Annotated in this window: 21 protein-coding genes; 11 read left to right on the top strand and 10 right to left on the bottom strand. The window is 66.2% G+C overall.

Annotated features, from left to right (window positions below; all coding sequences use genetic code 11):
• The 8 genes from VXD91_RS09210 to VXD91_RS09175 all read left to right on the top strand — a co-directional run.
• On the top strand, window positions 1-1,030 hold a 1,030-nt coding region (locus VXD91_RS09210), incomplete at its 5' end, for a site-specific integrase (RefSeq protein WP_346415223.1).
• Between the two features lie 38 nt (window positions 1,031-1,068).
• A complete protein-coding gene (locus VXD91_RS09205) occupies window positions 1,069-2,007 on the top strand; it encodes a hypothetical protein (RefSeq protein WP_346415222.1) in 939 nt (312 codons plus the stop codon).
• 488 nt (window positions 2,008-2,495) lie between these two features.
• Window positions 2,496-3,311: a mycofactocin-coupled SDR family oxidoreductase gene (locus VXD91_RS09200; protein ID WP_346415221.1), complete on the top strand. Its 816-nt coding sequence runs from the start codon at window positions 2,496-2,498 to the stop codon at window positions 3,309-3,311.
• A 66-nt stretch (window positions 3,312-3,377) separates the two neighbouring features.
• A complete protein-coding gene (locus tag VXD91_RS09195) occupies window positions 3,378-3,791 on the top strand; it encodes a hypothetical protein (RefSeq protein WP_346415220.1) in 414 nt (137 codons plus the stop codon).
• Window positions 3,792-3,843: 52 nt separating this feature from the next.
• Window positions 3,844-4,470: a cutinase family protein gene (locus VXD91_RS09190; RefSeq protein ID WP_346415219.1), complete on the top strand. Its 627-nt coding sequence runs from the start codon at window positions 3,844-3,846 to the stop codon at window positions 4,468-4,470.
• Window positions 4,471-4,485: 15 nt separating this feature from the next.
• On the top strand, window positions 4,486-5,634 hold the full coding sequence (locus tag VXD91_RS09185; RefSeq protein ID WP_346415218.1) for a zinc-binding dehydrogenase: 1,149 nt from the start codon (window positions 4,486-4,488) through the stop codon (window positions 5,632-5,634).
• A 68-nt stretch (window positions 5,635-5,702) separates the two neighbouring features.
• The gene (locus tag VXD91_RS09180) at window positions 5,703-6,542 is read left to right on the top strand and encodes a glycosyltransferase (protein ID WP_346415217.1); all 840 of its coding nucleotides are present in this window, start codon (window positions 5,703-5,705) and stop codon (window positions 6,540-6,542) included.
• A gap of 238 nt (window positions 6,543-6,780) precedes the next feature.
• On the top strand, window positions 6,781-8,046 hold the full coding sequence (locus tag VXD91_RS09175) for an MCE family protein (RefSeq protein ID WP_346415216.1): 1,266 nt from the start codon (window positions 6,781-6,783) through the stop codon (window positions 8,044-8,046).
• Between the two features lie 149 nt (window positions 8,047-8,195).
• Here VXD91_RS09175 and VXD91_RS09170 read toward each other — a convergent pair whose 3' ends face one another.
• Window positions 8,196-8,948, bottom strand: a complete 753-nt coding sequence (locus VXD91_RS09170; RefSeq protein WP_138248134.1) for an STAS domain-containing protein — start codon at window positions 8,946-8,948, stop codon at window positions 8,196-8,198.
• A 95-nt stretch (window positions 8,949-9,043) separates the two neighbouring features.
• Window positions 9,044-9,514, bottom strand: coding sequence for a hypothetical protein (locus tag VXD91_RS09165; RefSeq protein ID WP_138248169.1), 471 nt, complete (start codon window positions 9,512-9,514; stop codon window positions 9,044-9,046).
• Window positions 9,515-9,614: 100 nt separating this feature from the next.
• Here VXD91_RS09165 and VXD91_RS09160 point away from each other — a divergent pair, with 100 nt between their 5' ends.
• Window positions 9,615-11,825 carry an AAA family ATPase gene (locus VXD91_RS09160; protein ID WP_234789794.1) on the top strand — a complete coding sequence of 737 codons (2,211 nt, stop codon included), beginning with the start codon at window positions 9,615-9,617 and terminating at the stop codon, window positions 11,823-11,825.
• A gap of 4 nt (window positions 11,826-11,829) precedes the next feature.
• On the opposite strand, the gene VXD91_RS09155 is transcribed toward VXD91_RS09160, so the two are convergent.
• From VXD91_RS09155 to VXD91_RS09125, 7 genes are all read right to left on the bottom strand, one after another.
• Window positions 11,830-12,672, bottom strand: a complete 843-nt coding sequence (locus tag VXD91_RS09155) for a bile acid:sodium symporter (RefSeq protein WP_064861016.1) — start codon at window positions 12,670-12,672, stop codon at window positions 11,830-11,832.
• Entirely contained in the window at window positions 12,669-13,673 is a 1,005-nt protein-coding gene (locus tag VXD91_RS09150; protein ID WP_064861017.1) for a hypothetical protein, read from the bottom strand. The genes VXD91_RS09155 and VXD91_RS09150 overlap by 4 nt, the downstream gene beginning before the upstream one ends.
• Entirely contained in the window at window positions 13,670-14,971 is a 1,302-nt protein-coding gene (locus VXD91_RS09145; protein ID WP_346415234.1) for a peroxidase, read from the bottom strand. Before VXD91_RS09145 ends, VXD91_RS09150 begins: the two co-directional genes overlap by 4 nt.
• Window positions 14,972-15,003: 32 nt before the next feature.
• On the bottom strand, window positions 15,004-15,573 hold the full coding sequence (locus tag VXD91_RS09140; RefSeq protein WP_346415215.1) for a hypothetical protein: 570 nt from the start codon (window positions 15,571-15,573) through the stop codon (window positions 15,004-15,006).
• An 81-nt stretch (window positions 15,574-15,654) separates the two neighbouring features.
• A complete protein-coding gene (locus VXD91_RS09135; RefSeq protein ID WP_346415214.1) occupies window positions 15,655-16,380 on the bottom strand; it encodes a DUF3060 domain-containing protein in 726 nt (241 codons plus the stop codon).
• Between the two features lie 31 nt (window positions 16,381-16,411).
• On the bottom strand, window positions 16,412-17,101 hold the full coding sequence (locus tag VXD91_RS09130; RefSeq protein WP_226520802.1) for a response regulator: 690 nt from the start codon (window positions 17,099-17,101) through the stop codon (window positions 16,412-16,414).
• Complete coding sequence (locus tag VXD91_RS09125; protein ID WP_226520803.1) at window positions 17,098-18,660, bottom strand: ATP-binding protein; 1,563 nt, start codon at window positions 18,658-18,660, stop codon at window positions 17,098-17,100. The genes VXD91_RS09130 and VXD91_RS09125 overlap by 4 nt, the downstream gene beginning before the upstream one ends.
• A gap of 144 nt (window positions 18,661-18,804) precedes the next feature.
• Between VXD91_RS09125 and VXD91_RS09120 the strand changes: the two genes are divergently transcribed.
• Both VXD91_RS09120 and VXD91_RS09115 read left to right on the top strand, forming a co-directional pair.
• Entirely contained in the window at window positions 18,805-20,154 is a 1,350-nt protein-coding gene (locus VXD91_RS09120) for a cation:dicarboxylase symporter family transporter (protein WP_212812784.1), read from the top strand.
• A 537-nt stretch (window positions 20,155-20,691) separates the two neighbouring features.
• Window positions 20,692-21,663 (top strand): hypothetical protein, encoded by a 972-nt coding sequence (locus VXD91_RS09115; protein ID WP_205848780.1) that lies wholly within the window; start codon window positions 20,692-20,694, stop codon window positions 21,661-21,663.
• Window positions 21,664-21,719: 56 nt separating this feature from the next.
• Here VXD91_RS09115 and VXD91_RS09110 read toward each other — a convergent pair whose 3' ends face one another.
• On the bottom strand, window positions 21,720-22,037 hold the full coding sequence (locus tag VXD91_RS09110) for a hypothetical protein (protein ID WP_166427956.1): 318 nt from the start codon (window positions 22,035-22,037) through the stop codon (window positions 21,720-21,722).
• Window positions 22,038-22,066: the final 29 nt, after the last annotated feature.

The following is a 22,066-nucleotide window of genomic DNA, read 5'->3' as shown; positions in this document are numbered from 1 at the left end:
CGGCAAGCCGATGCACGCCAAGACGGTTAAGCACGCCTGGCACGTGCTCTCCCGAGTGTTTGAGTACGCAGCGCGCAAGGATGCGCTAGAGGTCAATCCCATACTGAAAACCGACTACGCCGACAACCACAAGCGCGGCAAGAAATCGGCGACGGCGACCAAGCGTTTCGATCACCACCCGCTGAGCATTGACCAGCTCGGAGACGTCAGCGCTGCATTGCGTGGGGAACTGCCCGCCAGCGCAGCGCAGGGCCAGGGCGACACCGACAGCCAGCCATTGCCCGAGTACCCGATATACGCGCTCATGGTCGAATTCCTGGCCAGCACCGGCCTGCGCTCTGCCGAGAACGCCGGCCTAGAAGTGCGAGACATTCTCTTCCGCCCGGCCCTGGCGGGTCACGGTGTCAAAGGCAGCGTTCGCGTGGAGCGCGTGAAGAACCGGACCACGGGAGGGATTGACCCCGAGACCAAGAAACGGCGGCCAGGCATTTGGGTATCCGAACCGCCCAAGAGTGAGCGCAGTACCCGAACGGTGCCGTTGCCTGACTGGCTCGCTGCCAAGATGGCTGACTACCTGGCCAACGATCACCCACGGGCCAATGAGCCGACTGCCCCGCTGTGGCCGTCACGCAAAAACGGGGGAGGGTACCGCGCCAAGGGTGTGCGCTATTCGGTACCGCTCGACTGGTCGGCACCGGTCTACATGGAGACGTTCGCCGAGACGATTTTCAAACCGGCGCTGCGGGCCGCAGGTCTGCCGGTTTCCGAGACGGTAATCACCGACGGCCACCGAACCGAGGTAGAGGGTGTTCGCATCCACGATTTGCGGCACACGGCGGCACACACGTGGCTGTCTGCCCCGAACGCCGATATCCGCGTGGTGTCGGAATGGTTGGGCCACGCTGATTACACGGTGACGCTGACCGTGTATTCGGACCTAATCAGGGGCGAATCGTCGGCAGTGGAGAACACCGCACCGGAACCGAAATCGGTCCCGAAAGTGGTGCCCATCGCGGGCCGCACCGGGTAGGCAATCGCGACAGGGCAAGTGTCTGGCACCATGTCGGCATGACATGGTTTTTCCGGAACCGGATTGCGCTTAACGACAAATTGCTGCAATCAGAAACCGATGACGCACGTGTCTTGGAATCTGGCGATGTAACAGTGAAGCTTGAGATTGCGGGCCGGGGCGAGCACGGCAATGTGAACGTATTTACCTTGCAGGGTGGCGAGTACGCGACGCCGGAGGACGCTTTGAACGCGGGCCGCTCATGGCGTCAGCGGCTTTCGGTAACGTTTGCACGCAAGGGCGTTGCGGCTGAGTTTGATAGCAATCCGCTCCCGCAGCGCGATAGCGAGGATTTTCCAGTCGATCCCCATATGCCGGGATTGCTAGTGAGGTCAACGAAGCCGGTAGCGCGTGCGGAGGGCCACTTTGGCCTATCTGCGTTGAGGCCGTTGGACCTAGTGCTGGGAACTGATCTTTCGGAGTCAACCGAACTAGTGGGGGATGGGATCGATCGTCAGCTCGAATTGGCATTTGACCTTGTGCACCTTGCCCTTTCGGCGAAAAACGCAGACGTTCAATTCATTCTGTGGGTATCTGCGATAGAGGCGCTGATACCAAACGATTTGCCCCTGATCGAAAACGAAGACGCGATTGCCTATTTTGATGAACTTAAACTTCTGGTCAAAGATGGCGGAAAATACAACAGCAGCATTCGGAAAAAAGCTATCAATGCCCTAGAGCGGGGAAAATTTCAAACCATCACGGATGTGGGTGCGTCGCTGACGCTACTTCTGGAAAATGAATACGATGGGCTCTCGCCTGAGAAGTTCTTTCGCGAGAATTACGCGGTGCGCAGTACGCTCGTTCACGGTAATGCCGACGAAGGTAAACGGATTGGCCGAGAGGAAGTTCAGCGCCGATCCTTTATTCTCCGCGTGTTCGTGAGGGACTTGCTCGATGCCGTCCTCAAAGAACGGCAGGCTATTACTGAGGCGTAGGTCGGGTTTCTGTGGCCAAATCGCCAGCTAATCCGGTCTGATTTCGTTTGCCGACTTACCCCAGCGTTTGCCATATTTGCTGGGAATTGCGCCCGATGTGCGTCTACCTGCGGTGTTCGCTGTGGCCAGGGTTGCCACCCCAGCGCTACCCCAGCGACCAGCGCATTTACGGGCCAGATCACTACCGATGAGCAAGCGCACGACGCAGCTCGCAACCGCGCGTAGTCACTCGAATAGCACAGGGCCACATGGTGATTCGAGATATACGCAACGTTGCCACCTGCGGATACGGGGTTTGCTGAAATCTCGCCGCCAGCGGGTCGGCAAAACTTAAAATCCGCCAAGTGTCGGTTCGAGTCCGACTGGGGGCACTCACCTATGGCGCTGCGGCTGCAGGACCGCCCCGTTGCTCTAGCAAATCCCCACCACCGCGCGTTTACTGATCCCACGGGTGTTTCGGTGGCATCAGCAAGAACCGGAGGGTTGCCATGGGCCTTCTCGACGGCAGGGTCGCATTCGTGACCGGAACTGCGCGCGGCATGGGGCGTAATCACGCGGTGCGGCTCGCTCGCGAAGGGGCGTCGGTCATCGGGATCGACATCGCTGCCGATGTCACGCCGCACAGCGGATGTCCGGGCCCCAGCGAGGAGGACCTGCACGAGACGGTGCGCCTCGTCGAGGCCGCGGGCGGCAAGTGTTTGATGGCAGTCACCGACGTCCGTGACTCCGCGGCGATGGACGCAGTACTCCAAGACGGCGTCGACAGATTCGGCGGACGACTCGACGTCGTCGTCGCCAACGCGGGCATCAGCACGTGGGCGCGCTTCTGGGAGATGCCGGACGACGAGTGGCAGACGATACTCGACGTCAACCTGACCGGCGTCTGGCGCACGATGAAAGCGGCGGTCCCGCACATGATTTCGGCGGGTAACGGTGGTTCGATCATCAACATCAGCTCAGTGGCCGATATCAAGTCGTTGCCGGGCCAGGCGCACTACAGCGCCGCCAAGCACGGTGTCGTCGGACTCACGAAGTCGGCAGCCATCGAACTCGCCGAGTACAAGATCCGCGTCAATTCCATCCATCCGTGGGGTGTCGATACGGTGCTCGCCGCGGACCCCACCGTCGGCACCCTGCTCACCGGTCACCCGAGCTACCTGATGTCATTCGGCTGCATGCTCAGCGACCCGTTTCCGGCAAGCGTCGACGACATCTCCGACGCCGTGATCTACCTGGCGTCGGATCTATCGCGAGCCGTCACGGCCACCCAGTTGACGGTCGATATGGGTGCCACGAAGGTCTGACCACCCCGCTTTGGCGCAGGTCCGTCAGCCCCCGATCCATTCGGGCACAAAATTTGCTGTTCTGCCATGGTGCTGCGCAATCAGGCGGACGATCGTACAAAGCGTCGACCCATCACATTCTCAGCCGGCGAAGGCCGAGGCAGTGCCGCCCTGACGGCACGGAGAGAAGGCATCATCATGATGTACGCCGAGTACGAAATGGCGGCGGTGTTGGTGCTATTCGTTGGCGCCGGGTGCGAGGTGATGGCGACCCGTCTGCGCCGCGCCCACCCCGCTCGGATGCCGGATCGACAAGCGGCGCCGCCGCTGTCGAAAACTCATGGAACCCGTTCGGCACCAACGGATTATCGGACCGGCAGCTCGGCCCCGCCTAAGGGACTGCGACTGACCATGGCACGCTCGCATGCCCGACGGATGGAACGACGCCGTGTAAAGAAGGAATTCCAAGCCTGGCTGGAGATCACCTCGCAACCACTGTGATGACGGGCCAAACGCATTGCGCAGCCGTGTGACCGCCCTACGATCGGTGGGTATGACCCGCAACTTCGCGTTGATCTTCGCCTGCGCCGCCCTGGCCCCCGTCGTCCCGTCCATGGCACCAGCCGCAACCGCTGCACCGTGCCCCGATGTCCAGGTGGTGTTCGCCCGCGGCACCACCGAGGCGCCGGGCCTGGGCAGCGTCGGTCGGCCCTTCGTCGAGGATCTGCGAGCCCGGGTGGCGCCGCGGACTGTCGAGGCCACGCCGGTTGACTATCCGGCGAGCAACGACTTCGCCGTCAGCACCCCCGCTGGCATCGACGCCGCGCGCTCGGTCATCGAGTCCACCGCGGCCAACTGCCCGAAGACCAAGATGGTGCTCGGCGGTTACTCGCAGGGGGCGGCGGTCATCGAAGGGGCAACCAACGCGGCACCGCAGCTCGCCAGTCGTGTGGCCGCCACCGCACTCTTTGGTGCGCCGCGCACCGGGTTCTCGGCGATGCTCGCCGGAGGACCGCTGCCCGAGCTGGCGCCACAGTACGTTGCCAATTCCATCGATCAATGCGCCGAGGGCGACCCGATCTGCTGGGTGGGTGGCGGCTTCGACGTCGGTGCGCACGGTTCCTATGTGCAGTCCGGAAAGGTCACACAGGCAGCCGATTTCGCGGCGAGCAAGATCTAGAGCGGAGACACCCAGATGACCGAACAAGTACCCGAAACCGCTCTCGAACTACGCTCCCTCGTGACACCCGACGGCATGCTCGAACTCTCGCTGCAGGACGTCGACATTCCCACCCCGGCGGCAGACGAAGTCGTCGTCCGCGTGGAGGCGTCGCCGGTCAACCCGTCGGATCTGGGCCTGCTGATTCCGGCCGCCGCCGACATGTCGGCCGCGACGGTCACGGGCACCCCGGAACGTCCCGTCGTCACCGCGCCCCTGCCGCCCGCAGCGTTGGGACCTCTGTCCGTCCGCATCGGTCAATCACTTCCCGTCGGCAATGAAGGTGCGGGGACGGTCGTGGCGGCGGGGGAGTCGGATGCGGCGCAGGCGCTCCTCGGCAAGGTGGTGGGTATCGCCGGCGGCGCCATGTATTCGCAGTACCGCGTCGTCAAAGCCGTGGCCTGCCTCGTGCTACCCGACGGCGCGACGGCGAGGGACGGCGCCTCGTCGTTCGTGAACCCGCTGACGGCGCTCGGCATGGTGGAAACTATGCGCCGCGAAGGACATTCGGGCTTGGTGCACACGGCGGCGGCGTCGAACCTGGGCCAGATGCTGGTCAAGATCTGCCTTGCCGACGGCGTGCCGCTGGTCAACATCGTCCGCAAGGCCGAGCAGGAGGAGATCCTGCGCGGACTGGGTGCGACGTACGTATGCAATTCCGCCGCACCGACATTCGAGCAGGATCTGGTCGACGCGCTCATCGCCACCTCGGCGACGCTGGCCTTTGACGCCACCGGTGGCGGGACGCTTGCCAGCCAAATCCTGAACGGCATGGAGCAGGCGGCCAACGCGACCGCGACGCAGTACTCCCGCTACGGCTCGGCCGTCCACAAGCAGGTCTACATCTACGGCTCCTTGGACACGACCCCGACGGTCCTCACCCGAAACTTCGGGATGGCCTGGGGTATCGGTGGCTGGCTGCTCACGCCGTTCCTCGCCAGTGCGGGACCGGAGGTCATCGGGAGACTGCGGGCGCGCGTCGCCGCGGAACTGACCACGACCTTCGCGAGCACCTACACCCAAGAAGTGTCACTGGCCGGCCTGCTCACGCCGCAGGCGTTCAACAGCTACCTCAAGAAGGCGACGGGCGAGAAGTTCCTCGTCACTCCGCAAGCGGTCGCTTAGCTGCCAAATTCCTGTCAGCCACGGTGCAGGACAGGCGTACCAATTGAATCTCAGCTACCTTTCGGCTCATGATCTCCGTCGTCATCCCGTGCCGTGATGGTGCCGGCGTACTCGCGAAACAACTGGATGCCGTATTGGGACAGGAAACCAGTACCGAATTCGAGATCGTCGTAGCCGACAACGGGTCAACGGACGGCACCGCCGACCTGGTGCGCTCCTATCGCGATCCCCGGGTGCGCCTCGTGGATGCCGGTCGCGCGCCCGGCGCGAATGTCGCTCGCAACGTCGGCATCGCCGCGTCCAAGGGCGACTTCATTCTGCTCACCGACGCGGACGATGTTGTCCACAACGGGTGGATCGAGGCATACCACCGGGCTTTCATGGGGGGAGCCCAAGCCGTCGGCGGTGGACTCGACCGCATCCTCGGCGACGGCACCCTCTTGGCTCGGGAACGCCGGCTTTACCCGGCGCTGGCCCGCAAGGATGTCTTCGCGAACGGTACGAACTGCGGCTTCACGCGCGAGCTGTTCTCTCGCGTGCACGGCTTCGATGAATCGTTCAAGGGTGGTGCCGATAAGGTCGACTTCTTTTGGCGCGCAGCCGAAGCCGGGTTCATGTTGGAGTTCGTGCCCGATGCTGTGGTGAGCAAGGTGCAGCGTACGGATCTGAAGGCGGCGTTCAGGCAGTATCGGAATTTCGGCCGCGGTGAAGCACGCATGCTGGACAAGTTCCGTCCGTGGTGGCTGGGACTCGCCGCGGTGGGGGCCGCGTTTCAGTCGATCGTGTGGGGTCTTGCGTGGTTGTCCGGGGTGGCCCGGCGAAAGACGACGTGTGCCCTGGGGTGGAACCTGGGCGCGCTGCAGGAAGCGGTGCAGCTGCTGCGCATCCGTGCCGTCGGTCGCGTGTAGATCGGGGTCGGCTACCCAGCTGTCTGCGAATTTGCTGACGGTCGTCATCACATTGATGGCACCGACGTTGTGATGGGGCGCGACGGTGCCTTCCGGTAGCCGCCGCGTCAATTTACGCTTTGCTAGAGGTTTGTCATTTGCGTGCCGCCAGGTTGGTGGCAGTCGTACCCTGCATTTCAGTCTCGATCAAGGCCGGACAACGGCGCCCGGCCACACCTCGATCTGACGCTGGAGTGCCATGACGAAACCACGGCCGCCACTGCAGCCGTTGCCGCCCGTCGCTGCGGGCCAGGTCCATGCGCCGCTCAACCGGGATCGCACCCCGCCCTACAAGATCGCCGGCTTGATCGTGGCTCTTGTCACGATCGCGGGGATGACGCTCACCTGGCTCCAGTTCCGCGGCGCCTTCGAGACCAAGGCCCAGCTGTACGTGCTGGCCAGTCGTGCCGGGCTGTCGATGGACAACGGCTCGAAGGTCACCTACAACGGCGTGCCGATCGGGCGGCTCACGGGCAGCGAGGTCGTGGCCGCCCCTGGCGAGAAGGCCGAAGCCAAACTGATCCTCGCCGTCGACCCGCGATACCTCGACGTGCTGCCCCACAACGTGGACGTCAAGCTGCTCGCCACAACGGTATTCGGCAACAAGTACATCTCCATGACCTCGCCGCCGAACCCGACGCCGCAGCGCCTCAAGGCCGGCGACACCGTGAACGCCGTCAGCGTCACCACCGAATTCAACACGCTGTTCGAAACCATCACCGCGATCTCCGAGCAGGTCGACCCGATCAAGCTGAACGCGACGCTGTCGGCCGCGGCTCAGGCCCTCGACGGGTTGGGCGACAAGTTCGGTCAGTCGCTGGTCAACGGCAACGTCATCCTCGCCGATCTCAACCAGCGGATGCCGACCATCCGGCATGACAACCGCGCGCTGGCCGATTTCGCCGAGGTCTATGCCAACGCGTCCCCGGATCTGTGGGACGGCCTCAAGAACGCGGTGACCACCGAGCGCACCCTGAACGACCAGCGCGACAACATCGATCAGGCGTTGATGGCATCGGTCGGGTTCGGCAACACCGGCGGCGACATCTTCGAGCGCGGCGGGCCGTATCTGGTTCGTGGCGCTCAGGATCTGCTCCCGACGTCCCAGGTGCTCGACAAGTACAGCCCCGAAATCGATTGCGGCATAAGAGCCCTCCCGCGCGCGGTGCAGGCCACGTCCTTCGCTGTCGGCGGCAACGGCTACTCGCTGATATCGCACACCTCGCTCGTCGGCTCGGCGAACCAGTACGTCTACCCCGACAACCTGCCGCGGATCAACGCCAGGGGAGGGCCGATGGGCCGGCCCGGCTGCTGGACCGTCACCCGCGACATCTGGCCCATGCCGTACATGGTGATGGACACCGGGGCGTCGATCGCGCCGTACAACCATTTCGGTCTCGGTTCGCCGTTCGCGTCCGAGTACGTCTGGGGTCGTCAGGACGGGGAGAACACCATCAATCCGTGAGCGCCGGTGGGGATCGCTGCGGAGTACGCTGGGCGACGCCGATCCGCTCGGGCTGTCCCTCCGCCTGTTCATCACGGCACGGTGGGCTGTCCCAATGAGTGATCGACAAGGCCACGCAACTCTGATCGACCACCTCGCTGGGGGTATGGCTACAGGACATTCTCGGGACCCACGGCCGCCCAAACGATCTTGCCGGTCGGCGTCGGGAGGTTTCCCCATCCGCGGGTCAGCGCGGTCACCATGGCCAGCCCTGATAGCTGGCTGGTGCCGGAGCGCGCTTCTTCCCGGCGCTGCGCCAGTGCGGTACTGGCATCCTCGACAGCTACCGCGACCACGTGGCCGTCGTACTCAACCCGAAGCGTGGGCGCGGAGTCGGTGTGCCGCAGCACATTTTCGACGAAGGCCGTGGCGACCGTTGCCGCGATCGGGATCAGAGGGGTGCACGACCATCCGGACAACCAGCCGCCGACCAACCGCTGTGCGTCGACGATGCTGCTGACGTGCGGAGGAAGATCGGCACGTGCCCGGCGTTTCGGTTGGGGCCACTCGTCGCCCACCGCCTGCAGCGCGTCCTGCGTTGTGGCGAATGCAGGCACGTAACGCGTGATGCCGCATTGCCGGATGAGCCGGCGGGCGGCCTCGTCGGCGCACACCAGCACGATCGGCACGTCAGGCCAGACTCGAACGTGCCAACGGGCACTTGAGAACACCGACCACGCCGACGCGTCAGGGACGCGCAACTCATTGACATCGACGATCACCACGCGGGGTTCGTCCACCGCGGCTCTGACCACGCTGTCGCGCAACATGCGATATGAGACACCATCGAGTTCGCCGGTGCAGCGCAACGTGTATTCGCCGCACCTCCCGAAGACAGGTGCGCTGACTCGCAGCTGTGCCATGACTTTTCGGCCGTTCCGAGCTAGGGACTTTCCCCGCCCCAGAACTTCCTACCCAGTCGCGCTGGGGTGAAACGGTGAGCCGTGGTTTCTCGGAGTCAGCGTTTGCGGCTGCAGTTGGGCTGGGCCGGCTTGGCCGGCCAGGTGCACACGTTGAGGTACGTCTCGGCGCCGAACCCGCCGCCGTCGAACACGCCGTAGCTGTCGCCATGAGTGCCGGTATAGGTGGCGCCCCCGCCACCGCTCGGTCCGCCATCGGACGACACGATGGTGGTGACGGCCCAGCCCTTGCCTTCTAGTGCGGTCTTGTAGGCGGTCACGACGTCGGTCGGGGAGCCGGTGACCTTGAAGCTGAGGTGAATCCCGTTGTCCGCGATCGGGTCTGGGCCCCAGGTCTGGGCAGTGCCGGTGGGCGTCGGCACCAGCGCCTGCAACTGCGCGGGGGTTGCCGCTGCGGCCGGGGCGGTGCTCGACGATGCTGTGGTGCCGGAGTCGTTCTTACCGGCGCAGCCCGCCACGAGGCCGATCACGGCTGCGGCGACTGCCACCGAACGGATTGCGTTGCCCATGGTCGCTCCCATCGTCATGGGCACGGTATCAACGTATTCGACGGGGTGGTCAGAAATGGCGCGGTTGGGCGGCCACGGGAAACCCACCTACGATGCCAGGGTGGCAGGGGACGGCTGGGTAGCGCACATCCCGGCGGCCACCTACGGCCCGCCCCGGCTGGGCGGTGCCGTCATCGCGCGGCCGGCGGTCACCGGATTGTTGTCGGATTTGGATGCCGAGCTGGTGATGGTCGTCGCGCCCGCCGGCTACGGCAAGACGACGGCGGTGGCGCTCTGGGACGATGCCGACGCCCGGCTATTCGCCTGGGTGCGGCTCGACCATCTCGACAACGATCCCGCCCACCTGTTGCTGCACCTGGTGACGGCGGTGGACCAGGTCGCCCCGGTCGATCCCGCGACGCTTCAGTACCTCCGCGGCGCCGGCCGGGCCGTGGAAACCCAATTGGTTCCCGCGGCCATCGCGGCGCTGGAGTCGGCCGGGCCGATTGTCTTGGTGCTGGACGATATTCATGAGCTGACGCACGAAGCGGCGCTGTCGACCTTGCGTGCCCTGGTCCAATTGGCGCCGCGGTCCACGACGCTGACGCTGATCGGCCGCACCGCACCGCCACTCGATCTGGCGCGCCGCCGGCTGCAGGGCGGCGTGCTCGAGATCGGCACCGACGAGCTGAAACTTTCTGCGGCAGAGGCAGAATCGGCGCTCGACGCGGTCGGCGGACCGGTCGGCCCGACGGCGGCGCTGGTGGTCGACCGGTGCGAGGGCTGGGCTGCCGGTGTGGTGATGGCGGCCATGGCGTTGCGTGACGGTTCATCGGTGGAGGCGATCACCGGACGTCACCGCCTGGTGGCGGACTATCTGGTCGAAGAGGTACTGGGCCGGCTGGACCCGTCCGTCGAGGCATTCCTCGTGGAATCCGCGGTGCTCGACCACTTCACCGCCGACGATCTGAACAGCGTTCTGCAGCGGGATGATTCGGCGCACATGCTGAGCACGATCAGCGCCTCCGGTAACCTGTTCCTGGTCTCGCTCGACGCGCAGGGCATCGAATACCGGTACCACCGGCTGTTCGCCGACCTGCTCCGTGCGCGGCTGCGCAATCGCGATCCGGAACGGTTCCGCGCCCTCGCGTCCCGGGCGGCTGAGCATCTCGAGCGGACCGGCGACATCGATGGGGCCCTTGTGCAGGCGCTGGCGGCCGCTGACCCGGCACATGCCGCGGCGCTCGTGGAACGCGATGCCGTGCGTCTCGGATTCGACGGCCGCGCAGGCATCTTGGAGCGCCGCCTGAGCCTGCTCGACGAGCGCGTGTTCGCGGATCACCCGGACGCCGCGATCGCCCGGGCCTGGTTTGGGCTGACGCTGGGGGACGCCGACCTGGTCCAGCGCTCCCTGTTGCTGGCCGCTGCCGCGGACCGGGGTGCGGGCCTGGCGGACGGTGCTCCGTCGGTGAAAGTTGCGGCCGCTCTGGTCGGTTCGCTCGTCGGCATCGGCGGGGTGCTGGAGGTGGTCCGGCATGCCGACACGGTCTGCGCCGCCGGCGACCACCTCGTCAACCCGTGGTGGGGCGCGGCCGCCTCCGTCAAAGGCGGAGCGCTGTCGATGGCCGGCGACCCCGAAAATGCCAGGGCGACAATGGAATCGTCGCTCCCGGTCCTCGACGATCTGCCCGGGTTCCGGGCTGTGGCGCTGGCACATCTGGCCCTGCTGGACCTCGACGACGGCGCCGTTGCATCCGCGGCGCAGCGCAGCGCGCAGGCGCGCGGCATTGTGGACGCCCGCGACCTGTGCGATCTGGTGCCCGTGGTGTTGGTCTACGCGGTGGACGGATTGGTGCGCGGCCACCGTGGGGATGTGGCGGGGGCGCGAGAGGCAGTGCGGGGCGCTGAACGGCTGCTGGACCGGCTGGGGGACCTGGCGGCGCGCACCGCGGCGCTGGGACATGCGCTGGCCGCGGCCACCGCCCTCGAGATCGACGACCCGGAACTGTGCCGGCGCCACCTCGAAGCGGGTCTGCTGGCCGCGCGGCGGGAACCTGACGCGGCTGCGGTGCACCAGCGGCTGGCGCGAGTTCGGCAATTGCTTGCGGCACATGCGCAGCACGGGCCGCGGTCAGCACTGACCGCGGCCGAGCTGCGTCTGCTCCCGCATCTGGCGACGCACCTGTCCCTGCAGAAGATCGCCGCTGAACTGCACCTCGGGCGGGAGACCGTGAAGAGCCAAGCCAAGGCGATCTACCGCAAGTTGTCGGTGTCGTCGCGCGCCGAAGCTGTGGCCGAGGCGACGCGCCTCGGCCTGCTGGATCAGTCCTGACCCGTCAGGCCTTGCGGGCCAGGAACCGCGAGAACGGGATCAACATCGAGAACTCCGCGATGAGCACGACGGTGATCATCACCGTGACGCGCGGGTCGCTGAAGTTCTGGCCGGCCACCACGAAGGCGGCTGCCGCGTTGCGCTGCGCGGTGCCCAGCGCCAGGACAGGCCGGGCCACGGTACTGAAAAATACCAAACCCCAACCGATTCCGGCGCAGATGGCGGTGTAGACGACGGCGGCCAGCAGTCCCCGGGTGCCGTAGATCGACAGCACCTCCCGGAAGTTCGCGACGATGGTCAGCACGACCACCAGGACCATGCCGATGGTGCTTATCAGCCCGACCGCGGGCCGGATGCGCGCGGCTGTGTCCGCGGACCGCTGTCGCCAGAACAGCCCGATCGCCAAGGGGATCAGCATGAGGATCACAAGCGAAGACGCGATAGCGAGCGGATCGACCGACGATCCCTTGAGGAAGATCGGCAGGACGATCGGCACGTACACCACGGTGGTGATCATCAGCAGGACCATCAGGCCCACCGTCAAAGCCGTGTCGGCCTTGGCGAATTCGGCGAGCTTGATCAGGAACGGGGCGCCCGCGGCCAGCCCGCACAGCAGCAGACCCACTCCCAGGGCCTCGTCGAGATCGAAGAGGTGCCAGAGCCCGAGTGCAACCAACGGCGCGGCAACGAAATTGGCCACCAGGGTCAGGCTCACCACCCGAACGTCCTTGAGCGGAGCCAGGATCTGGGCCGGAGTCAGACTCAGTCCGACGCCCAGAGTGCTGGCCACCACGAAGATGACGACCGCGATGTTGGAACCGCGAACCGCCAGCTCGGTTACCGTCACATCGTCACCAGGTTGCGCCAGAACGACTTCAAGCTCTCGCTGGCGCCGAACAGCGTCGTGAAATGTGTCGAGTCGACCAGCACGATGTCGCCGGCACGGTCCCCGGTCGGCGGCATGTGGATCAGCGCGTTGAACTCGGTGTTGCCTGCCAGCGTGAAGGGGTGTGGCCGGGTCTGGTCGATCAGCTGCCGGCCCAGCACCCGCAACTCCGGGCTCTCGGGGGCGGTCAACTGGTAGTGCGGCAGGTGCGGGTGCAGGGCCAGCGTCGTGACGTCACGCAGCAGGCCGGCAGAGTCCAGGTCGCGGAAAGCGGTAAGGGGCACAATCTGTTTGGTGCCCTCGACCGTCGCGGGTCGCAGACCCCACGTGTTGTGCACCGGGATGTTCAGCCCCGTCAGCAGCGACCGCGCGAATCCGCTGAAGTTCTGTACGCGCGGCGTCAGCGGGTCGCCGTGGTGCAGGTACTCCATCTGCTGCTGCTCTTTGTCGTCGGTGAAGCCGACGTCGTGGTGCGGGGCCAGCATCAGGCAGGTGCCCTCGCGCTTCAGCCACTGCTGGATAGCGGCGACCTCCTCCGGCGTGGCTTCCTCGTCGCCGAGCAGGTGGTCCAACCCGAAGATCATCAGGGTATCGGTGTCGTTCAGGATGCGTTCGTCGATCGGCAGCCGGTAACCGGCCTGATCGACCCGCTGGAACACCGCCACCGGGTGCCCTGTCGCTTCACCGGCGACGTCCTGGAAGGACAACGAGGAGCGGTGGAACAGCTCCAGCGTGCCGTCGACGCCCTGCAGGAACTCCCGCGCGCTGTATTCGACACCTTCGTACGCCGGCCACGTCGCCGCGCGCACCTCGGTCATGGTGGAGAACCGGTTGTACAGCAGCGCCGGGTCGCGCTGGGCCTCCCACGGGTAGCTCCACGACCAGTAGATGCTGACACGCCGGTTGCCGTTGTGGGGACGGGTGATGTGGGCCTGGTTGTAGGTGCGGGCGTACGAACTCATGATGCTCCTTGGTGTCCGAGTGTGGAGAGGTAGCGCAGTGCGGTCAGGCCGGGTAGGAAGAAGTATGCCCCGCCGCGCAGCGTGGTGAATGCCGGTAACCCCTTGTGCACCTGGCGGATCGGCCGTTTGGGGATCGTGAAGTCCAGCGTGCCGTCCTGGGTGCCGCAGATGGGGTCGTGTTCGTTGCCGAGCTCCTGGAACGCGGTGTCGTTGATCCAGACGTTCTGGGCGAACTCGAACTGCCGCACCAGGCTGGCGCAGATCAGGAACATCCCGACGCCCCGTTCGACACCGTCGTCGCGGGCGCCCTCGGGAAGCGCCGGCCCGTAGGTGCCGCTGCGCCGGATCATCCTGCGCCGATTGGGATTCGGCTCGGTATCGCGCGGGTTGAGCCGACGTGCGTGCGAGCCGACCGGACACCTGTAGCCGTGCGGATCCATCGTGGCGTAGTCGAAGTCGTTGTTGCGCATCGGATCCGCGCCGAGCTCGGGATCGTCGTGTTCGGGCGCCAGCACCAAGGGTGCGCCGCTGCGCCACCGGCCCATGAACTTGGCAGCCAGCAGCTCCTCGCCCTCGGCGCCGTCGGCGTGCTGCTTCAGGTAGTCGCGGAAAGTTCCGACATGCTCCTCCAGCCTGCGGTACGCCATGAAGCTGCCATTGCGTGAAAGCACCTCGAGTGCAGGCTGATTCGAGAGCAGACCCTCCTCGTCCGGATAGCCGAGGAGGAATTCCCCCGGAGCCAGCGCCCCGCCGGCGCCGGGGATCAGCGTCTCGCCGGAACCGGCCATCTGCGGCTGCGACACCGGATCGCGGTATCCGAAGTGGTCGTGGTCGTACTCGAACGGTGCGGTTGCCGCCAGATCGAGATGCGACAGCGACCGCACGCCGGGGCAGCGGGCCAACAGTGCGTCGTGCTCGCCGACGCAGCGCACCCGTTCGTCGTCGTCCCTCGCGAACAGGATGACGATGGCATGTAGGTCGGCACCAGCGAGCCCACCTACCCAGTGCTCCGGTGCGGCCGCGCCCGTATCACCCAGGATGTCGGCGCGGGCCGCCATGCCTTCACGGAACTCGGCGGGGAAGGTGGCCAGCGCCTGCTCGTCAAGTCCCAACGCGCGCAAGCCGTTCCAGGTGAACGCCAAATTCACCCAGCGCTTGAAGATGTTGACGGTCTTGCGCACATCGGTCGCCGACTGCACGAGCGGGACCATCTCGGCCAACCAGGCCTGCCCCGCTTCGGGGCGGTCGAACGACAGGAACTCGTACCGACCGGTGAGGTGGGGCGTCCCGGTCAGCATGATGTGCTGGATATCGTCGAACTCGAGTGCTGTCACTGCATCTGGTCCAACATGTCGGAGAACGCGGCCTTGAGCCGCAGGGCCTTCTTGATCTCCGTAGCCGTCACATACGGGTACTCGCCGTACTCCAGGAAGCTCGGCACCTGGTGTTCACGGACGAACTCGATGAAGGCGTTCGGATTCGTCTTCCAGTCGTCCGGGAAGCCCTCGAGATGCGTGAATGCCGTCGTGATGCCCGACGAGCTGAAGATTTTGACGGCGTCCTCGGTGTACTTGTCGAAGTCGGTGTCGAAGATGCCCTGGTACTGGAAGTGCAAGCCGGATCCGACGTCGAACAGGTTCCACCGCAGGTAGTGCAGCTGGAGCGGGGCCAGGACATCGGGCTGCGCGGCGACGGCCGCCTCGATGATCTTTCCGTGTTCACGGATGGCCTGTTCGTGCTCCGGGCCTTCCTTCACCTTGGCGATGATGTTGAAGCCGTAGCACGCCGGGGTGCGCGGGAAGACCGGGCCGTACCGGCCTCGGGTCAGCTCGAAGTAGCCCTCCTTCGGGATGGCGAGAGCTGCGGGTTGGGTCCAATCGTCATTTCCGTTGTGCGCCATGGCAACGAGATTATGGACGCCGCGCACTCCCGTCGTCCCCCGATTCGGGGGAAATTGACGCGCGGACGGTCGCGTGGCCGTTCAGGCGCGGCTGACGGTGTTCGACCGGCCCGGATCGGGAATCTCCGGCGTTCCCGAGTGGTAGGTGATGTGGTTGTCCATGCCCGACGTGACGATCTTGTCGGCGGCGTCGACGGTCACGGTGTTCTCGATCCCGGAGACCTCGACGGTCGAGCAGTGCCCGGTGATGGTGACGCTGTTGGACACCCCGCTGATGTTGACCGGGCGGTCGTTGCACGCCAGGGTCCGGTGGCCGCGCACGCCGGCGATCCGGATGGGCGCGTTCGGATCGCCGGACTGCGGCGGCAATTCGACCAGGCCGGGACCGGACTGCACCGTGGTGCCGTTGACGACCACCGACGATTCGTCACCGGGCGCGGTCGGGACGGCGACCGAGACGCTGGGCCGGCCGTCAGGGGCGGGTGGGAGAAAAGTCACGTGCTTTTTCCCGGTCAAGTTGGTGACGAAGATGATCGCGGCGACCACCGGGCCGACGATGACGGCGAGGACAACAACTCCCAGGATCATTCGGCGGGCCGCGGTCGTCGGCACCCCGGGTGGCCACGGTTGTTGCGGCGTCGGACTCTGCCGTGGCCGGCTGTACTGGGCGGCGTACGGCCGACCGGCTGCTGGCGCGGGCGGGTGCCACTGCTGGCCGGGCTCCGTCAGCTCCGAGGCCCGGGCCTGATCGTTCATCGCGCGTTCGAGCTCGCGGATGCGGGCTTCTGGATCGTCGTCGCGACTCATGATCCGATGCTGTCACACCTGAAGTGCCGGCTCAACGCCAGAGATAGCGGGTCTTGGGCCGGCCGGTCCCGCCGTATTCGCTTCGGCGCGTGACGGTTCCGTCGTCGGCCAGGCGCTCCAGATAGCGCCACGCGGTCACCCGGGCGACCCCGACCGCCTTGGCGGCCTCGTCGGCGGTCAGCCCGTCGGGACTGTCCCGCACCGCACGAGCGATGTCGTCGTTGGTCAGCGTTGCCGCGCCTTTCGGAGCCGCGGATTTGTCTGCGCTGGTGCGTAATTCGGCGAGCGCACGGTCCACCTCGGCCTGGCTGGCCGCGTCCACCCCGGCCGGCAGCGCCGTCCGGTACCGCTGATAGCGGTCCAACCGGTCCCGGAAGGCCGCGAAGGTGAAAGGCTTCAACAGATACGCGAGCGCGCCGTGCGCGACGGCGGCGCGCACCATCTCCAGATCGCGCTCGGAGGTGATGGCGATGATGTCAGGCGCGGGCCGAAGCCCCGACAGCACCGATGCCAGACTGATGCCGCTGGCGTCGGGCAGCCCGAGGTCCAGCAGGACCAGGTCGATGGGCCGGTCAGTGGTGGTCGCCCGGGTCGCGGCCTGGATGGCCTCGCGCGCGGTGTGGACCACTGCCGCGACGGAAAAGCCTTCCAGCCGTTCGACGTACGTGCGGTGGGCCTCGGCGATCAGTGGATCGTCGTCGACGATCAGCACGGTGGTCATGCGGCTGCCGCCGGAATCGTCACCGACACCACCGAACCGTAACTCACATCGGACGACAGCGTGCCACCGTGCCGCTTGGCCACCTGCGCCACCAGGGCGAGGCCCAGCCCGTGCCCCGGCGCCGATTTCGTCGAATAGCCACGGCGCATGGCATTTTCGAACGTTTCCGGATCCATGCCGGTGCCGCTGTCGGCCACCCGCATCAGCAGTTCGCCGCCCGGCTCGCAGTGCACCGTGACCTCGATCCACGGCTCGTCGCGGTCGCACGCGTCCATGGCGTTGTCGATCAGGTTGCCCAGCACCGTCACCATCTCCGGCCCGCTCAGCGGTAGATGCGAAGTGTCCGAGGGCAATTGCGAGTCGACGGTGACGGTGAAGTCGATGCCACGTTCGTGGGCCTGGGCGCTCTTGCCCAGCAGCAACGCCACCAGGGCGGGTTCGCGGACCTCGCTGGACAGCCGGTCGACGAGCCGCTGGGACAGCTCCAGCTCGTCGGTGGCGAAGGCGACGGCGTCCGACGGGCGGCCCATCTCGACCATGGTGATCACCGTGTGCAACTTGTTCGCCGCTTCGTGCGCCTGCGCCCGCAACGAGTCGGTGAGGACCTTCAACGAGCTGAGTTCGCCCAGGGTGCTTTGCAATTCGGTACGGTCCCGGATCGTCACGACCTCTGACCCGGCGGCGCCCGAAACAGGTGACCGGCTGACCACCAGCACGCGGTCGTCGGTGACGTGAACCTCGTCGCGCACGCCGGGATCGGCCGCCCGCAGGAACTCCGGCAGATCGGACAGGGCCACCGTGCCGGGCGGCAGGGCCAGCAGGCGTCGCGCCTCGTCGTTGGCCAGCGCCACGCGCCCCTTCTCGAGCACCAGCAGGCCTTCGGACACCGAATGCAGGACGGCGTCGTGGTGCTCGTACATCACGCGCAGTTCCTCCGGCCGCAGCCCGTGCGTCTGGCGGAGCAGCCGGCGCCGGATGAGCCAGGTGCCGGCCAGTGAAAGGGCAAGGGCCGCAAGGCTGATCGCCGCGATCACCGGGATCTGGTGGCGCCACTGCGCCGTCAGCGTGGTCTCGGTGATGCCCGCGGCGACCAGGCCCACAACCCGTCCGGCACCATCCCGCACCGGGGCGATGGTGCGCACCGAGCGGCCCAGCGTCCCGGTGTAGAACTCGGTGTGCGTCTGGCCTGTCAAGGCCTGCGCCGTGGTGCCCAGGTAGTGGCCGCCGATCTGACGTGGGTCGGTGTGGGTGAACCGGGTGCCGTCGGGCGCCATGACGGTGATGAAGGCGATGCCGGTCTGGGCCCGAACGGTTTCGGTCACCGGCTGCAGAACTTCCGTGGCGCTGCCCGCCTGGATGGCGGCCGCCGTCGACGGCGCGTCGGCGAGTGCCGTGACGATGCCGGTGAGCAGCTGTTTGGCCGCGGCGTCGTTGGTGCGGCGGGACTGCACCACCGCCAGCGCGCTGCCGGCCGCCACCACGACGATGATGATCGCGATCTGCAGGGCGACGATCTGGCCGGCCAGGGACCAGCGCGGCGCGGCCGGCCAACTGCGCATCACTGCGTCCTTCTCTAATCCGCCTGCTCGTGGCGTGCGCGGTGAACTTCCGTGAACGAAATGAACATATGCGTGACGTGCCTCACGTTCTGGACAAACATCCTTGCAGAAGTTTTCGACAACGAGGCCGGAGGACTGCCCGACATGACTGATCAAGCGCCCCGTCGCGACCGCACCCATTGGCTGTACATCGCCGTGCTCGTCGCCGTCGTCGGCGGTGTGGCCGTCGGCCTGATCGCACCCGGGGTGGGCAAGGACATCGCGGTCCTCGGCACCCTGTTCGTCAACCTGATCAAGATGATGATCACCCCGGTCATCTTCTGCACGATCGTGCTGGGCATCGGGTCGGTGCGCAAAGCCGCGACGGTCGGCAAGATCGGCGGCCTCTCGCTCGGCTACTTCCTCGCCATGTCGACGGTGGCGCTGGCGATCGGCCTGGTCGTCGGCAACCTGCTGAGCCCGGGATCGGGCCTGCACCTGTCGGCACAGGCGACCGGTCAGGGCGCGAAACTGGCCCAGAAGGCGCACGAGGCCGGCGGTCTCATGGACTTCGTCTCGCACATCATCCCGGAGACCCTGCTGTCGGCACTGACCAGCGGAAACGTGTTGCAGGCCCTGTTCATCGCCCTGCTCGTCGGCTTCGCGGTCCAGGCCATGGGTACGGCCGGCGAACCCATCCTGCGGGGCGTCCAGCACCTGCAGAAGCTGGTGTTCCGCGTGCTGATCATGATCCTGTGGCTGGCGCCGATCGGCGCGTTCGGTGCCATGGCCGGCGTCGTGGGCCAGACCGGGTGGCGCGCCGTCACCCAGCTGCTGACCCTGATGCTCGGGTTCTACGTGACCTGCGTCGTCTTCGTCTTCGGTGTGCTCGGGGTGCTGCTGTGGTCGGTGACCCGGATGTCGATCTTCCGGCTGGTCCGCTACCTGGCCCGCGAGTACCTGCTGATCTTCTCGACCTCGTCGTCGGAGTCGGCGCTGCCTCGGCTGATCGCCAAGATGGAGCACCTGGGCGTGGATCGCAGCACCGTCGGCGTCGTGGTGCCGACCGGCTACTCGTTCAATCTCGACGGGACCGCGATCTACCTGACCATGGCGGCGCTGTTCATCGCCGACGCCATGGGGCGGCCGATGGCGATCGGGGAGCAGTTGGCGCTGCTGGCCTTCATGATCGTCGCCTCCAAGGGTGCTGCCGGCGTCACGGGCGCGGGTCTGGCGACGCTGGCGGGCGGCCTGCAGAGCCACCGGCCGGACCTGCTGGACGGTGTCGGGCTGATCGTCGGCATCGACCGGTTCATGTCGGAGGCGCGGGCCGTCACCAACTTCTCGGGTAACGCCGTCGCCACGGTGCTGATCGGATCGTGGACCGGGACACTCGACCGGGCAAAGGCCGCGGCCGTGTTGCACGGCGCCGATCCGTTCGACGAACTGACGATGCTCGACTCGAGTGTCGAGCACCCGTCCGGCAACGCGGGTGTGACCGCCCTCACATCATGAACAAAATGTGAATTCGTCGATAACAGCGAATCTCGAGGCCCGCTCAGGCGGGCCTCGACGCTGTTGCGATCTCGATGAACAGAAGTGGAACCTGGGTTCTATCGTGCGGGTGAGGCGGATGAGATTCTATGCGTTCGTGTCGCGGTGTGATGTTTCGCTCACTTTGCCAGGGAATGCCGGGAAACCCTGCTTGGAAACCCTCAGGAATGAGGCGGACCTATGTTTGCTCAATTTGAATTCAGGCGTTGTTTACGCAGGTCGGAGCATCGATCGCCATTGATAACAAGTGCATAACAATTCACAACATAAGTAACTCCTAAGAGCTTCTGATCAATTCGTGACGAGGCGTCGCTGAAGCCGTCCGGAATGTCGGTGGGGATCACTACACTTCTTGACAGCAGCGCTCATCCGGGCGCACCCGGACGGGCAATCGACTACCGGCGCGTTGCCGCGCTGGCGGAGGTACCGAAGATCGTGGCAAATAATAACGCTCGTGCAAAAGCGAAGCGGGCTGGCGCTCAGGCGCTGCGCGGAACCATGGACATCGCGCAGGTTGGCCGCGGCACCATCGCCGACATCGCCGAGAGCGCGGGGCAGTTGGTCGCTACCAGCTACGCCGACAACATGGTGTCGCTGATCGAGCCGCGCACCCGCAGCATCCGCGACATCGCCGTCGACGGTGAGCCGTTCGCGGTCGTCGCCACCGCTGACCGGGCGTACGTCGCCGTGTCCGGTGCCGAGTTCGACGGCGTCGCCGTCATCGACGTCGCCACCGGCGCCGAGCTGGCCGCCTACCCGCTGGCCTCGGGCGTGAGCGCCCTCGCCGTCAGCCCCGACGGCAAGCGCGTGTTCGCGGGCCGCGCCGGCGACACCTACATCGACGTCGCCGTCATCGACATCACCGCCGACCGCGTCGGCACCATCGAGATCGCCACCGGCGCCGCCATCAGCATCGACGCCCTCGCGGTCGACCACACCGGTCGCCGGCTGTACGTCGCCACCACCGACGAGATGGGCAGCCAGCTGGTCGTCGTCGACACCGAGACCGCGCGCATCCGGAACACCATCGTCATCGGTGCCCCGATCCGCAGCCTGGCGCTCGGCCCCGACAACACCGCCTACGTGCTGACCTCGGACCTGACCGCGCGCGGTGAGGTGCACGTAGTCGACCTGGCCGCCGGCCGCGTGACCGGTCGCTTCCCCGTCGGCGACGCCCCGACCCAGCTGGTGCTCGGCGCCGACGGCACCCGCGCTTACGTCGTCGACTACGATCGCGTCTCGGTGTTCTGCACCCAGACCAACGCGGTGGTCGACACCATCGCGGCCGATGTCCAGCCGTCCTGCGTCACCGTCAGCCGTGACGGCTCGCGCCTGTACGTGGCGGATGTCGTCGGTGACGTCACCGCGGTCGCCGTCGAGGCCCCCAAGCCGCTGCTCTACTCGCAGTTCATGGCGACCAAGTCCGTCACGATGAACGAGGTGCGCGCGCTGGAGCCCGCGACCGTCTAGTCAGTCCAAAGAAAACGCCCCCGCCGGCCGGCGGGGGCGTTTTGGCATCCGGGGACCTAGTGCGTACCCGTGCAGTCGAGCGATACCGAAATGGTCCGGCTGGTTTGTGGCAGCAGGATGGAATTGCTGTTGCGGCCCAGGCCGGGGCCGACCCACGGCACCAACTGCGTCGTCTGCTGCGGGTTGCGCACACTGGTCACCGTGCACTCGGACACCGGCGCCGTCCCGAGCTTGTCGATCGTCACCACATAGCCCTCGGATTGCAGCCGGTTGATCGTGTCTTGCGCCGATTCGGCCGCGGCCAATCCGGCCGGCGCCAGCATCGTGGCCACCCCGCCGACTGTCGCCGCGGCGAGCGTCCAATTCCTGCGCATGATTTTCTCCTGTCGTACCAACGCTAATC

Source organism: Mycobacterium sp. SM3041, from assembly GCF_039668335.1.
Taxonomy (GTDB): domain Bacteria; phylum Actinomycetota; class Actinomycetes; order Mycobacteriales; family Mycobacteriaceae; genus Mycobacterium.
Note: the sequence above shows the minus strand (reverse complement) of the source record. Positions and strands in the feature narration are given on the sequence as shown.